The following is a 14,917-nucleotide window of genomic DNA, read 5'->3' as shown; positions in this document are numbered from 1 at the left end:
CTTGCCATTCGTTATCGAGCCTTGGGACGAGCTGCCCCGCGGGACTCCAACATGCGCCGTGCGCCTTCCAACTCTTTTTGCAGCACTTCGGCATCCGGCAACACCGTCCGGTAATTCGCTGCCATGACTTTGGTCGGCAATCCGTCCAGCGCGTACCGTGCCAGAGCGTGTCCCTTGTCAGCACATAGGATCAGGCCAACCGGCGGTCCCTCGCCGGGCAGGGTCCAATGCTCCGCAGCATAGTTGCAGTACATGTGCATCTGGCCCACGTCCGCGTGGGTCAGGCTGCCTAGCTTCAAATCGATGATGACGATACAACGCAACCTGCGATGAAAAAACAGCAGGTCCACCCGATGCCAGGTCTGATCGATGCGTAGCCGGCGCTGTCGACCCACGAAGGTGAATCCTTCGCCAAGTTCGAGTAGGAAGTCTTCCAACCGCTGGATCAAGGCCCCCTCGAGATCAGACTCCGAATACTCGTCCTTGAGATCCAGAAACTCCAGCATGTAGGGGTCCTTGATGGCATCGTCCGGGGTGACGATGTCCCCCGGCTTCGGTCTCATTGCCCTTGCGAGCATCGTGCCCTTGTCCTTGGACAACGCGGTGCGTTCATAGAACTGGCTACCTATCTGCCGATCAAGTTGACGTACGCTCCATCCTCCTCGCAACGCTTCGATTTCGTAGAACCGGCGGGCATGAACATCGCTGACCGATAGCAACCGAACATAGGCGGACCACGGCAACGTGAAAGTCTGCGCCAGCTCGGAGAGATCGAACATCCGAAAGGCTGGCTGAGGCCTTCCTGCAGGGCATTCATTTCCAGATTTCCGAGACAATGTCTCGGAAATGCAGGACGGAGGATACGCAAGAAAAAACCGTCGCATGTTTTCGAGGTTGTCTACGCTGAACCCACGTCCGAATCTGGCGGTCAGGTCATGGGAAAGCCTTGCGATCAACTGCTCGCCGTAACCGGCTCGCCGCCTGCCCTTCTGTTCAGCTTCGACGATCCGTCGACCAATCTCCCAGTAACTCGCGGTCATCAGCGCATTGACACTACGCGCCGCCGCATGGCGTGCAGCATCGAGCAACCCCACGATACCGCCATGGATACCGGCATAGCCGACCGGCAAGGCGGCGCCCTTTCTCCCGCCGGTAGAAAACTCCACCCCGCTCATCCGACGTCCCCCTGGGGCACTGCGCCCGGGTACGAAGATAGCGCGTGCGCGTCACCATGGCCGCATGGACTGTGAGCATCTTGTCCTGCTTGACGACAAGCTCGCACGTTCTTACAGAAGAGCTTACAGAAAAACAAAGCCCCGCCTCTTGCGAAGCGGGGCCCGGATGGCCGCGTAACGAAACCGGCGGTTTACTGCGCCGTCTTCGTCTCGGCCGCGCGCAGGCGGACGTGCAGCTCGCGCAGTTGCTTCTCGTCGACCATCGACGGCGCGCCCGTCAGCAGGCACTGGGCGCGCTGGGTCTTGGGGAAGGCGATCACGTCGCGGATGGACTCGGCGCCGGCCATCATCGTGACGATGCGGTCCAGGCCGAAGGCGATGCCGCCGTGCGGAGGCGCGCCGTACTGCAGCGCGTCCAGCAGGAAGCCGAACTTGACCTGGGCTTCCTCGGCGTCGATCTTCAGCGCGCGGAACACCTTGCTCTGCACTTCCTCGCGGTGGATACGGACCGAGCCGCCGCCGATCTCCCAGCCGTTCAGCACCATGTCGTAGGCCTTGGCCAGGCAGGCGCCGGGATCGGTCTCCAGCAGGTCCTCGTGGCCGTCCTTGGGCGAGGTGAAGGGATGGTGGGCGGCGGTGTAGCGCTGCTCTTCCTCGTCGTATTCGAACATCGGGAAGTCGACTACCCACAGCGGCTTCCAGTCGCCTTCGAGCAGGCCCTGCTTGCGGCCGAACTCGCTATGGCCGATCTTCACGCGCAGCGCGCCGATCGAGTCATTGACAATGCGGGCCTTGTCGGCGCCGAAGAACAGGATGTCGCCGTCCTGGGCGCCGCTGCGCTTGAGCAGCTCGGTCAGCGCGGCATCGTGGATGTTCTTGACGATGGGCGACTGCAGGCCTTCGCGGCCCTTGGCCAGTTCGTTGACCTTGATCCACGCCAGGCCGCGGGCACCGTAGATGCCGACGAACTGGGTATAGGCATCGATCTCGCTGCGGCTCAGTTCCGCGCCGCCCGGCACGCGCAGCGCCACGACGCGGCCGCCGGCGCTGTTGGCCGCGCTGGCGAAGACCTTGAAGTCGACGTCCTTCATGACGTCGGTCAGGTCGGTGAACTCGAGCTGGACGCGCAGGTCCGGCTTGTCGGAACCGAAGCGGCCCATGGCCTCGCTCCAGGGCATGACCGGGAACGGGTTGGCCAGTTCGACGCCCTTCACTTCCTTGAACACGTGACGGATCATGTTCTCGAAGATGTCGCGGATTTCCTGTTCGTTCAGGAATGAGGTCTCGCAATCGATCTGGGTGAATTCGGGCTGGCGGTCGGCGCGCAGGTCCTCGTCGCGGAAGCACTTGACGATCTGGTAGTAGCGGTCGAAGCCCGACACCATCAGCAGCTGCTTGAACAGCTGGGGCGATTGCGGCAGCGCGAAGAAATGGCCCGGGTTGACGCGCGAGGGCACGAGGTAGTCGCGCGCGCCCTCGGGCGTGCTCTTGGTGAGCATGGGCGTCTCGATGTCGATGAAACCCAGGCCGTCCAGGTACTTGCGCGACTCGATCGCCACGCGATAGCGCAGCATCAGGTTCTGCTGCATCTGCGGGCGGCGCAGGTCCAGCACGCGGTGCGTCAGGCGGGTGGTTTCCGACAGATTTTCGTCGTCGAGCTGGAACGGCGGCGTCACCGACGCGTTCAGGATCTCGATGTCGTGCGCCAGCACTTCGATCTCGCCCGACTTCAGCGCGGGATTGGTCGTGCCTTCGGGACGCTTGCGGACCAGGCCGGTCACGCGCACGCAGAATTCGTTGCGCAGGCGCTCGGCGATCTGGAAGGTGTCGGCGCGATCGGGATCGCAAACGACCTGGGCCAGGCCTTCGCGGTCGCGCAGGTCGATGAAGATGACGCCGCCATGGTCGCGGCGACGGTGCACCCAGCCAAACAGGGTCACGGTTTGTCCCAGGTGCTCGGTCGAGACCTGGCCGGTATAGCAGGTACGCATGGAATCTCCGTCTAAATTGGTGTGTATCGATGCAGGGCCGGGCCGCGCACGCGCGCCGGACGTCCTCGGGGACGTCAATTGCCCCGCGCCGGAGAACCCGGCGCCACCACCCCCATCGATACGATGTACTTCAAGGCCGCATCCACAGACATGCCGAGCTCGACGATATCGGCGCGCGGCACCATCAAAAAGAAGCCCGACGTCGGATTCGGCGTCGTCGGCACGTAAACGCTCACGCAATCGGCGGGCAGGTGTTCGGCCACCTCGCCGCCGGGCGTCCCGGTCAGGAAGGCCAGCGTCCACGAGCCCTCGCGCGGGTACTGCACCAGCACCGCCTTGCGGAAGGCCTGGCCGTTGGGCGCCAGCACCGTGTCGCTGACCTGCTTGACCGAGTTGTAGATGGAACGCACCAGCGGGATGCGGCCCAGCAGGCCTTCCCAGACCTCGAGCAGCTTGCGCCCCAGCAGGTTGGCCGCGCCCATGCCCGTCAGCAGCACCACCAGGATCACCACCGCCAGGCCGAAGCCCGGTATGTGGGTGCCGAACAGCGACTCCGACGTGAGCACCGACGGCACGACGGCCTCGAGCGTCGACACGACCAGGCCCAGGACCCACAAGGTGATGACCAGTGGGACCCAGATCAGCAATCCGGTGACGAAGTAGCGTTTGAACACGAAGGTTCCAGTAGGAGCGGACGGCGCCGCGCCCGGGTCAGGTCGAGGCGGGCGTGCTCGGCGCGGGCGCGGCCGGCGACGCGGCCGCGGAATCCGAGCCGGACGAAGCACTTGCCGTGGACGAACTGTTTTCCGTGGACGAGCTGCCTTCCGTGGACGACGTCGACGACGCGGCGGCCGAACCGCCAGACTTGCCGCCGCCGTTGTTGCGGAAATCGGTTACGTACCAGCCCGATCCCTTGAGCTGGAAGCCAGCCGCGGTCAGCTGTTTGGAAAACGCGGCCTGCCCGCATTGGGGGCAGTCGGTCAACGGGGCATCGGACAGCTTCTGCAACACATCCTGCTGGTGTCCGCAGGCACTGCACTTGTAGGCGTAGATAGGCATCGCCAAGACTCCTCAGGCATACCGGTTCATCCCCGCGTCCGCGGGGAACACTCAAAGAGCGGCCAAAGCTATCTGGACCGGCGGGCCGGACTTCGGGAAATTGATCAAAGCCTTGAATTTTAGCGATTTTTTGGGTATTTAGCGCGACAAGGTGGAAAAACGGCGCCGGCGGGACATTCCCGCCCCTAGACCGGCAGCAGGAAGAAGACCGCCGCGACCGCCGTGGGCAGCGCGGCGCCCAGCAGCAGCGCGAGCGGCGTGATGGTCCCGCCCGGGAAGGAACCCTTCAGGACCGCGAAACCGGCCGGATTGGGCGCGTTGGCGATGACCGTCAAGCCGCCTCCGGTGACGGCGCCCGCCACCAGCATGGTGCGCCAGGCTTCCGAAGTGCCGTCCACCAGCGATCCCAGGTAGGTCAGCGCCGCGTTGTCGGTGACGGCGGTCAGCGCGGTCGCGCCCCAGTACAGCACCAGCGGCGACATGTCGGCCAGCAGGTCCTGCAACCACCATTTCTGCAGGCCGCCCAGCACCACCAGCCCGGCCAGGAAGAAACCCACCATCAGGCCCTCCTTGATCATCAGCGGACGCTGGTATTTCCGGTAGGCCTCGGTATAGCCGATGAACAGCAGGAACAGGCCGGCGAATACCGCCGGATGATGCGCGAACAGCACGACGGCGGCCAGGAAAGCCAGATGCACGGCCGTCACGGTCACGGGTACCCGGCGCTCCTGCCCCGCTTCGCCGGAGGCGGCGGGCGCCTGGGCCCGGACCAGGCGGTGGAAGCAGAGCGTCACGATCAGCGCGTTCAGGACCACCGCGCATGCCGCGCGCCAGCCGAAATGGGCCAGCATGTAGGCGCTGTCCCAGCCGAAGGTGGATGCCACCATCAGCACCGGCGGCGCCGCGTACGAGGTCAGGACCCCGCCGATCGAGACGTTGACGAACAGCACGCCCAGGGTGAAGTACTTGAAACGGGTGTTCTCGATGCGGTGGAAGCTGGTGTCGCGCAGCATGACCGCGGCCAGCGTCATGGCCGCCGGCTCGGTGATGAACGAGCCCAGCAGCGGCACCACCGACAGGGTCAGGAAATAGACCGCGACCGACCGGCTGCCCGGCACCAGCGCGGCGACGGCGCCCACCAGTTGCGTCACCAGGTTCAGGATAGGCCGGCTGGCGGCGATGACCATGATGGCGAACACGAACAGCGGCTCGGTGAAATTGCGCGTGTCCATGTATTCGACGGCGGACGTGGCGCCCGACAGGCCGGCCATGGCCACCAACAGCACGAAGGCCCAGAACCCGAACACGGCCTCGACCTCGGACAACATGTGCCAAAGCCCGGCGTGCCGCCCGCCCTTGTGCGCCAGCGCGGCGAAGGCGGGCACCGAAAAGGTGTGGATGATCGCGATCGCGAACAGGACGGTGGCGATCAGCTCGATCGCGCTGACGGAGGCAAGAGTCATTACGTGCGGGCGTCCGGACTGACAGGGTGCCGTGGAGTGTAGCCCACCCCCTACGCCCTTCGGGGGCCCAGAATGGTGGACCCCCAGCCGCTACGCGGCAGCCCCCCCAAGGGGGCCGGGCCCCAAGAGGAGACCCAGGATGCGGTGGATCCGGCTCCGCCGGTCCACCCGCATCGCCCCCTGGGGGGCGCGCGTCAGCGCGTAGGGGGGGCTTCAAGTCCTTAGCGTGCGGATGGTCTCGTCCAGGACCTGCGCCTGGTTCTGCAGCGATTCGGCCGATGCGACCGACTGCTGCACCGCCGCCGCCGACTCCTCGGAATACTGGGCGATCTGCTCGACCCGGCTGGCGATCTGCTCGGACGCCGATTTCTGCTCCATGGCGGCGTTCGAGATGTCGGCGATGACCTCGGCGGTGCGGCCGGCGGCTTCGCGGATGCGGACCAGCACGTCGCCGGCCTGGCGCGCGCCTTCGGCGGAACGCTGCATGTCGGCATTGACCTGGCGCATGGCGTCGGCGGCCAGCGCGGTCTGCTTCTGCACCGCGGCGATGACCTGGGCGATCTGCGAGGTCGATGTCTTGGTGCGCTCGGCCAGGCCCCGGACCTCGTCCGCCACCACCGAGAAGCCGCGCCCTTCCTCGCCGGCGCGGGCCGCTTCGATGGCGGCGTTCAGCGCCAGCAGGTTGGTCTGCTCGGCGATCTCCTGGATGGTCTTGACCACCGCCGAGATCTGGCGCGACGACGCTTCCAGTTCCTGCACCACCTCGGCCGAGCTGGCGACCTGGCTGGCCATCTTCTCGATCTCGGACACCGTCTGGGTCACGACCACCGCGCCTTCCTCGGCCGCCGTGCTGGACGTGCGCGAGAAGCTGTTGGCTTCGCGGGTGTTGTCGGCGATCTGGGAAATGGACACGGTCAGTTGCTCGACCGCGGCCGCAACGCCGCTGGCCGCTTCGGACTGCACCTCGGTGCCCTTGCCGATCTGGTGCAGGGCCTGCAGCGTCTGGGTCGTGGCCGTGGCGACCTGCGATCCGGTGGAATTCATCTGCTGGGCCAGATGGGCGATGCGGGCGCGCGTGGCGTTGATGCGATCGGCCATGATGTGGATCTCGTTGCGCGAACCGCGCGGCCCCGCCGGCACGTCGCGCGTCAGGTCGCCGTCGCCCAGGCGCCCTATCCCGTCGACCACGTCGCGCACCGGCCGCAGCGCGGTGGACATCTGGTAGTAGATCAGGAGGCCGGTCAGGATGCCGCCCACGACCAGCAGCGCCACCATCAGCCCGATCTGCCGGTACTGCGCCGCCATGAAATCGGCCTTGGGTCCGGTCGCCACCAGCGTCCAGCCCCAGTTGGGCACGGTCTGGAAGGCGACCAGCATGGAGGAGTCGTCGGTGGAGCGCTTGGCTTCCTGGAAGCCGCGGTCCTGGTCGACCATGTGATAGTAGAAGGAGCGGTCGGCCTCGGCGGCCTCTTCGACCGTCTTGCCCTTGTAGAGCGGATGGACCAGGAATTCGGAGGTGCCGTTCATCCTGGGCGTCATCGCGAACATGGTGCCGTAGCCCGCCACCTGGGTCTTCTCGATGAATTCCAGGGCGCTGCCGACGTCGTCCGACAGGTCGACCTGCAGGGTGATGCCGCCGAAGATCTTGCCGGCGTCGTCCTTGAGCGGCCGCACGTGCAGCGCGTACCAGCGCTTGTTGCGGTAGACGATGTTGGTGGCGGGCTGGTGCGAATCCATGGTGGTCGCGACGAAATCGCCGGCCGGGATGGGCTGGCCGGTCATGGGCGAGCCGTCGGGCCCGCGCAGCAGCGTCGCGGCTCGGATCCACTGGTTGTTGTGGCGCACGACCAGTTCGGGCTCGGCGCCGGTGTAGCTGCGCATGCGCTGCAGGATCGCCGAATTGCCGTTCAGCACGTTCTCGCCCGCGCGCACCGTCACGACCTCGCCGGCGACGCCGGTTTCGGTCATCGTGCCGTCCGGCGACGGCAGCTCGCCCAGCATGCGCTGGAACACCAGCAACTGGCGCTCGACCCGCCCCCGGGACGATTCGAACGAGGACACGAGGCTCGAGTTGATCGAGCCGAGCGCGTCCATCATCTCGCGTTCGACCGCGTGCTTGCCCGCTTGCAGGCCCTGCCAGGCCACGACGACGGCAGTCACCAGCGAGACGACGGCGCTGACGGAAAGCGCCAGCACCAGTACCTGTTTGGCCAGCGAGCGCTGACCCAAGCCGAGAGACACAGCCATTGTTTACCCCAAACCGTTGTTGCCGGCTCGTGCCGGTCGTTTCGTGCGCACACGTTCCCTTCGCGTGGCGGGCGTTTCCGTGTTTACGGCAGGGGAGGCCGGGAATTGAGCATTTTTTGCTGGAGTATGGCGGACCGGCGCACCCGGGATATCCCGGTAGGCGGCATGGGAACGATTCCTGCGGGACGAAGCGCTCGTTCCACAAGGAGATCTTCATGTTCGCGCACAACAAACGCCTGCAATACACCGTCCGCGTCTCGGAATGCAACCCGGGGCTGGCCAACCTGATGCTGGAACAGTTCGGCGGCCCGCAAGGGGAACTCGCGGCCGCGTGTCGCTATTTCACCCAGGGGCTGGCCGAGGACGACCCCGGCCGCAAGGACATGCTGCTGGACATCGCCACCGAGGAACTGAGCCACCTGGAGGTGATCGGCACCATCGTCGCCATGCTCAACAAGGGGGCCAAGGGCAAGCTGGCCGAAGCAGCCGAGGAAACCGCCGAGCTCTACCGGTCCATCACCGGCGCGGGCAACGACTCGCACCTGACCCAGGTGCTCTATGGCGGCGGCCCGGCCCTGGTCAATTCGGGCGGCGCCCCCTGGCATGCGGGCTACATCGACTCCATAGGCGAACCGACGGCGGACCTGCGGTCGAACATCGCCGCCGAGGCGCGCGCCAAGATCATCTACGAACGGCTGATCAACCTGACCGACGACGCCGGCGTGAAGAACGCGCTGCAATTCCTGATGACTCGGGAAATCTCGCACCAGCAGTCCTTCGAGAAAGCCCTGTACGCCATCACGCCCAACTTCCCTCCCGGCAAGCTGCCGGGCGACCCGCACTTCGCCAACGTGTATTTCAATATGTCGCAGGGCGAAGGCGACATGCGCGGCTCGTGGAACGGCGACGGCCATTTCACCTACGTGTCCGAGCGCGAGGAGCAGTGCGCGGTGGATGGGGGTGACGGCCAGCCCCAGGTAACACTGGATCCGGACGAAGAAACCGCGCTGGAAGACCTTGCCGTGCGCACGGCCTCCGACCCCGACGTCGACCCCACCACCGGGGCCGAGCTGGGAGCGGAAACCGGACGTTAGCGCACGGCGGCCGGAACGGGCGAAGGCCGGTGGGCCGGATGGCCGCCGGCCCGTCCCACGCCTTCATAGTGCAGGCCGCAGGCGCGCACATAGCCGGGGTCGTACAGATTGCGGGCATCGAACACGGCCCGCGCGCGCAGGACCTGGGCCAGGCCCCGGAAATCCGGCGACTTGAATTCGCGCCACTCGGTCATCACCACCAGCGCGTCGGCCCCCTGGCACGCGGCCCGGGCGTCGTCCGCGATGGAAAAGCCATCTCGCCCCAGGGCCCGCAGCGCGTTGGCGCCGGCGACGGGGTCGTAGCCGCGCACCGTGGCGCCGCCGCGCAGCAGGCGCCCGACCAGGTCGATGGACGGTGCCTCGCGAATGTCGTCGGTGGCCGGCTTGAAGGCCAGGCCCCATACCGCGATGCGGCGGCCGGCCAGCCGGCCGCGGAAGAAGCGCTCGATCTTCTCGTACAGCAAGGCCCGCTGGCGCAGGTTCACCGCCTGCACGCTGCCCAGTATGTCGGCCGCCGCGCCGTACTCGTCGGCCAGCCGTATCAGCGCACGCACGTCCTTGGGCAGGCAGGATCCGCCGTAGCCCGCCCCGGCATACAGGAAGTCATAGCCGATGCGCGGATCCGCGCCGGTGCCCCGGCGCACCGACTCGATGTCGGCGTCCACTTTCTCGGCCAGGCAGGCCAGTTCGTTCATCAGCGAGATCCGGGCGGCCAGCATCGCGTTCGAGGCGTACTTGGTGAACTCGGCCGACCGGATGTCCATGCAGATGAGCCGGTCGTGGTTGCGGTTGTAGGGCGCATAGAGGGTGCGCAGCAAGGCACAATCATCGTCGTCGGACGTGCCGATGACGATACGGTCGGGGCGCTGGAAATCCTCGACCGCGTGCCCTTCCTTCAGGAACTCCGGATTGGAGGCTATCCGCAGTTCGCACGGCGCGCCGCGGCGCGCCAGTTCCGCCTCGACGACTTCGCGCACGCGATCGCAGGTACCCACCGGCACGGTGGACTTGACCACCACCAGCAGGTCGCGCGTGGCCGAGCGCGCGATGTCCGCGGCGGCCTGCAGCACCTGGCCGATGTCCGCCGCCCCGTCCTCGCGCGAAGGCGTGCCCACCGCGATGAACACCGCGTCGGCATCGGCCACGGCGCCCGGCAGGTCGTCGGTGAACAGCAGCCGGCCGGAGGCGGCATTGCGCGCGGCCAGCGCATCGAGTCCGGGCTCGTAGATGGGCAGGTGCCCGCCTCGGAGCTGGCGCAGCCGGGCGGCGTCGCGGTCGACGCAGTGCACCCGGTTGCCCACGTCGGCCAGGCATGCGCCGGTCACGAGCCCTACGTAGCCGGCACCGATGACGGCGAGATTCATGGCCTGCTCCTGTGAATGTCGGTCCTCCACCCCAGCAAGATCCGTTCCCCTGTCACGGATCTCAATCTCGTTACACCTGTTCCTGCGGGCCGGTGGCAAGGTAATCGCCATGAGCCATTCAAAGCGTGCCCTGACCATCGTGTCCCCGCATCTGGACGACGCCGTCTTCAGTTGCGGCGCGCTGCTCGAGCGCACGCCCGGCGCCACGGTCGTCACCGTTTTCGCCGGAACGCCCACGGACACCAGCCTGACCGACTGGGACCGCCAATGCGGTTTCCAGGATGCGGGGCAAGCCATGCGTGCCCGCCGGGCCGAGGATGCCGAGGCGCTCGCGATGCTGGGCGCCGAGCCGATGTGGCTGGATCTGCTCGATGCCCAATACGGGGGCGACTACCTCCCGCAAGACGTCGAAGGGCAACTCGCTCCCTGCCTGGGGCGCCAGCGCGGCGGCATCGTGGCCGCGCCGATGGGCCTGTTCCACTCCGACCATCACGTGGTCCACGAGGCGTGCCTGCGCCTGCACGCGCGGCATCCCGGCCTGGACTGGCTGTGCTATGAAGACGCGCTGTACCGCCGCCTTCCCGGCCTGTTGCAGGAGCGCCTGGCCTCGCTGCTGCGCTCGGGCTGGCGGCTGACGCCCCTCATCGCGCCGCCGGCGAGCGGCTTGAAAGCGCGCGCGGTGCGCGCCTACGCGAGCCAGTTGCGCGCTTTCGGCGAAGGCGGCCATGAGGACACGGAGCTGCCCGAACGTCTATGGAGGCTGGCGCGCCATGATATCGGCTGAACCCCGCATCACCGTCGTGGTCCTGACCCATGACCGGCGCGACGAAGTGCTGCGCACGGTCGGCGGGCTGAGCGCGCTGCCGGACCGGATTCGGCTGTGCGTGGTGGACAACGGCAGTTGCGACGGAACCGTGGACGCGCTGCGCGCAGCCTTTCCGGATCTGCACGTGATAGAGACGGGCGACAACCTGGGCGCCGCCGGCCGCAATCTGGGCGTGCGATGGACCCGCACGCCCTATGTGGCATTCTGCGACGACGATACCTGCTGGCAGCCGCACTCGCTGGACCTGGCCGCGGACATCCTGGACCGTCATCCCGACGTCGCCGTGCTGTGCGCGCAGGTGCAGGTGGGCACCGAAGGGCGGCCCGATCCCGCGTGCGAACGCATGGCGCGCAGCCCCCTGCCTTCGCGCGGGCTGCCGGGCAAGGCCCTGCTCGGTTTCCTGGCCGGGGCCGCTGTCATGCGGGCCTGTGCCTTCGTGGAAGCCGGGGGCTACCATCCGGCCTTCTTCATCGGCGCCGAAGAAGCGCTGATGGCCCTGGACTTCGCCGCGGCGGGCTGGCGCATGGTCTATTGCCCGCGCATCGTCACCCGCCACCACCCCTCGCCCAGGCGCGACACGCCGCTGCGGCGGCGCTTGCTGGCCCGCAACGAGATCTGGACGGCTTGGCTGCGCCTGCCCGTGGCCGAGGCCGGCCGGGAAACCCTGCGCATCCTGCGCGAACTGCGCGGCTTGGACCGGCTTGCCGTCGCCGGATCGGCCCTGGGCGGACTGCCGTGGATTCCCGGCCAACGCCGCGTCGTGCCGCCCCGGGTGCTGGCCATGCGGCGGGCACTGGCGCGCGGCATGAAGGCGGGCGGAGGCCCCGTGCCGCTGCCCGGCCGGCGCTCTGCGCCATCCTCGCGCGAACGCTAGCGCCCCTGCGCCGTCCCGGGTATGCATATTGCTGTGGGCCGCGTTCCGGCGCGACCGCGCCGCCACGGGAGTCCGTCGTCCATGGCCCAGGACCCGCACGCCAAGCCGCTCAGCCAGCAACTCGCCCGCACGCTGGGTCCGCCCATCTGGGCGGCGCGGCGGCGCGTGCTGACGGCGCTGGCGCTGCTCATCCTGGCCAAGCTGGTCATGGTGGCGGTTCCCATGGTGCTCAAGAACGTCGTGGACGAACTGAGCCAACCCACCCATCCCCTGGTATTGCCCGTCTTCCTGCTGCTGGCCTACGCGCTGCTGCGCTTCCTGGGCACCCTGTTCAATGAATTGCGCGACGTGGTGTTCTCGCCGGTGCTGCACGAGGTCGTGGCCGGCTTCAACGAACGCACCTTCGCGCACCTGCACCGCCTGGGTCCGCGTTTCCACGTCGCCCGCCAGACGGGCGCGCTGGCGCGCGACGTGGACCGTGGATCGGCCGGCATCACCTTCCTGCTCGGCACCACCTTGTTCACCGTCGTGCCCACACTGTTCGAGATCGGCGTGGTGGCCGTCGTCCTGGCAATCGGCTATGACATCTGGTTCACCGTCATCGTGGTACTGGCGCTGCTGGGCTACAGCATCTTCACCTTCGCCCTGACCGAGCGCCGGGCCGCGCTGCAACGCGAGATGAACGTCGCGGACTCCGCCACCAGCGGACGCCTGGTCGATACGCTGCTCAACTACGAGACGGTCAAGTTCTACACCAACGAACGCTACGAGCTGGTGCGCTTTCGCAAACTGCTGGAACGGTGGCGCGAAGCGGGCGTGGCCAACCAGCAGGCGCTGTCGGTACTGCACGTCGGCCAGAGCGCCATCATCGCGATGGGCGTGGCCTCGGTCATGCTGCTGGCCGGACGCGAAGTGGTCCTGGACCACATGACCGTGGGCAGCCTGGTCCTGGTCAATGCCTACATCATTCAGATCAGCCTGCCGCTCAATACGCTGGGCATGGTGTTCCGCCAATCCAAGGATGCCGTCATCAACGCCGAACGCCTGTTCGCGCTGCTCGACACCCCGCCCGAGACGGACGAGACTCGCCAGTCGACGCCGCTGGACTTCAAGCGGGGCGAGGTCCGGTTCGAGTCGGTCGATTTCGGCTACGAGCCCGGCCGGCAGATACTCTGGAACGTGGACTTCCGGATCGAACCCGGCGCTACGGTGGCGGTGGTGGGCGGCAGCGGCTCGGGCAAGTCGACGCTGGCCCGCCTGCTGTTCCGCTTCTACGAACCCGACGCCGGCCGCATCACCCTCGACGGCCAGGACCTGGCCGCCATCGACCAGAAGAGCCTGCGCGCCCACATCGGCATGGTGCCGCAGGACACGGCGCTATTCAACGAGACGGTGGCATACAACATCGCCTATGGTCAGCCCGGCGCCTCGATGGCGGAGATCATCGAGGCGGCGCGGGCGGCGCGCATCCACGAATTCATCAACGCCCTGCCCGCGCAGTACGACACGATGGTGGGCGAACGCGGCGTGAAACTGTCCGGCGGCGAGCGCCAGCGCATCGCCATCGCCCGCGCGATCCTGAAGAACCCGCCCATCCTCATCTTCGACGAGGCCACCTCGGCGCTGGACACCATGGCCGAGCGCGCCATCCAGACCGAACTCGCGCAACTGTCGCGCGACCGGACCACGCTGATCATCGCGCACCGGCTGTCCACCGTGGTCGATGCCGACGAGATCCTGGTCCTGGACCAGGGCCGCATCGTCGAACGCGGCACGCACGAAGCCCTGCTGGCCAGCCAGGGCATGTACGCCCAGATGTGGAACCTGCAACTCAAGCAGAGCGAACTGGAGCGCACCAGCCGCCAGCTCAGCCGGCAGCCCGTCAACATGGTGGCGCTGGTGGCCAGCGTGCTGGACGGCCTGCGGCCGTTGATCGAGGAACGCGCCATCGAGCTCTATACATTCATGGGCTCGCATCCCTATCGGGTCACCGGGGACCCCAGCACTTTGCAGCAAGTCGTATCCGAACTTTGCATGAACGCCATCGCCGTCAGTCCGCCCGGCGGCCGCATGGAACTGCGGCTGGACACGGCCGACGGCAACGCGCGTTTGTCCATCACCGACGGACGCGACGACGAGGCCATCGTCGCGCTGGAGTACGGCGCCGCGCCGCCCCCGCTGTCGCCGGACGGTTCGGCGGTCTTCGATCCCATGCACATCCGGGCGGTGGTCGAGGGCCAGGGCGGCAAGCTGGTAACCCACGCGGTGCGCACCGGGCGGGGCGAGACGCGGGTGCTCAGCCTGCCGTTGCGCGCGGTGGCCGAAGAAGCACCCGCCGCGCCTGGCAAGGCGGGCGCGGTGTCGCTGGACGGCATCCGCGTGATGGCGGTGGACGACCAGGCCGAAGTCCTGGAACAGATCGGCGCAGTGCTGGAAACCTATAGAGCGAAGGTACTGCCCATGGCCTCCGGCCATGCCGCCCTGTCCTACCTGGAACGCACGCCGTCGGAGCAATGGCCGGACGTGCTGCTGTGCGACCTGTCGCTGGGCGACGAGGACGGCCACCAGGTTCTGCAGGAGATCCGGAGCCTGGAATCCCGGCGTTCGGTCTCGCTGCCCGATCTCATGCCGGCCGTCGCACTGACCGGCCGCACCCAGCCCATGGACCGCATGCGCGCGCTGCTGGCGGGTTTCCAGGTGCACCTGGCCAAGCCGGTGGACCCCGACGAACTGGCCGCCACGGTCGCCACGCTGGTGCGCGACCACGCGCGGCCCGGGCCGGGCCCGGCCGCCTGAATCCTGTCCGCATTCCCACCACCAAGGA

General features: G+C 67.3%; 11 protein-coding genes. 4 read left to right on the top strand and 7 right to left on the bottom strand.

The annotated features are described in order from the left end of the window. Positions 1–11: 11 nt before the first annotated feature. The 6 genes from WKR98_RS09295 to WKR98_RS09270 all read right to left on the bottom strand — a co-directional run bounded on the left by WKR98_RS09295 (position 12) and on the right by WKR98_RS09270 (position 7,935). Positions 12–1,175, bottom strand: a complete 1,164-nt coding sequence (locus WKR98_RS09295) for a PDDEXK nuclease domain-containing protein (protein WP_124687837.1) — start codon at positions 1,173–1,175, stop codon at positions 12–14. Positions 1,176–1,366: 191 nt separating this feature from the next. Then, positions 1,367–3,166 carry an aspartate--tRNA ligase gene (gene aspS / locus WKR98_RS09290; protein ID WP_124687836.1) on the bottom strand — a complete coding sequence of 600 codons (1,800 nt, stop codon included), beginning with the start codon at positions 3,164–3,166 and terminating at the stop codon, positions 1,367–1,369. A 74-nt stretch (positions 3,167–3,240) separates the two neighbouring features. Further along, positions 3,241–3,840, bottom strand: a complete 600-nt coding sequence (locus tag WKR98_RS09285) for a DUF502 domain-containing protein (RefSeq protein ID WP_124687835.1) — start codon at positions 3,838–3,840, stop codon at positions 3,241–3,243. A 37-nt stretch (positions 3,841–3,877) separates the two neighbouring features. Continuing rightward, positions 3,878–4,225, bottom strand: coding sequence for an FmdB family zinc ribbon protein (locus WKR98_RS09280; protein ID WP_124687834.1), 348 nt, complete (start codon positions 4,223–4,225; stop codon positions 3,878–3,880). Between the two features lie 185 nt (positions 4,226–4,410). Beyond that, the gene (locus tag WKR98_RS09275) at positions 4,411–5,688 is read right to left on the bottom strand and encodes a putative Na+/H+ antiporter (RefSeq protein WP_124687833.1); all 1,278 of its coding nucleotides are present in this window, start codon (positions 5,686–5,688) and stop codon (positions 4,411–4,413) included. Between the two features lie 213 nt (positions 5,689–5,901). Then, positions 5,902–7,935: a methyl-accepting chemotaxis protein gene (locus WKR98_RS09270; RefSeq protein ID WP_341432709.1), complete on the bottom strand. Its 2,034-nt coding sequence runs from the start codon at positions 7,933–7,935 to the stop codon at positions 5,902–5,904. Between the two features lie 215 nt (positions 7,936–8,150). Here WKR98_RS09270 and WKR98_RS09265 point away from each other — a divergent pair, with 215 nt between their 5' ends. Further along, positions 8,151–9,029: a manganese catalase family protein gene (locus WKR98_RS09265; RefSeq protein WP_341432708.1), complete on the top strand. Its 879-nt coding sequence runs from the start codon at positions 8,151–8,153 to the stop codon at positions 9,027–9,029. Here WKR98_RS09265 and WKR98_RS09260 read toward each other — a convergent pair. Next, entirely contained in the window at positions 9,026–10,393 is a 1,368-nt protein-coding gene (locus WKR98_RS09260; RefSeq protein ID WP_124687830.1) for a UDP-glucose dehydrogenase family protein, read from the bottom strand. The two genes, WKR98_RS09265 and WKR98_RS09260, sit on opposite strands and share 4 nt — an antisense overlap. Positions 10,394–10,502: 109 nt before the next feature. Here WKR98_RS09260 and WKR98_RS09255 point away from each other — a divergent pair, with 109 nt between their 5' ends. The 3 genes from WKR98_RS09255 to WKR98_RS09245 all read left to right on the top strand — a co-directional run bounded on the left by WKR98_RS09255 (position 10,503) and on the right by WKR98_RS09245 (position 14,889). After that, a complete protein-coding gene (locus WKR98_RS09255; protein WP_341432707.1) occupies positions 10,503–11,177 on the top strand; it encodes a PIG-L deacetylase family protein in 675 nt (224 codons plus the stop codon). Next, complete coding sequence (locus WKR98_RS09250) at positions 11,164–12,093, top strand: glycosyltransferase family 2 protein (protein WP_341432706.1); 930 nt, start codon at positions 11,164–11,166, stop codon at positions 12,091–12,093. Before WKR98_RS09255 ends, WKR98_RS09250 begins: the two co-directional genes overlap by 14 nt. 81 nt (positions 12,094–12,174) lie before the next feature. Next, on the top strand, positions 12,175–14,889 hold the full coding sequence (locus WKR98_RS09245) for an ATP-binding cassette domain-containing protein (protein ID WP_341432705.1): 2,715 nt from the start codon (positions 12,175–12,177) through the stop codon (positions 14,887–14,889). Positions 14,890–14,917: the final 28 nt, after the last annotated feature.

It is taken from the genome of Pigmentiphaga sp. YJ18, from assembly GCF_038066655.1.
Taxonomy (GTDB): Bacteria; Pseudomonadota; Gammaproteobacteria; order Burkholderiales; family Burkholderiaceae_B; genus Pigmentiphaga.
The sequence above is the reverse complement of the archived record's forward strand: the minus strand, read 5'-3'. Positions and strand labels throughout refer to the sequence as shown.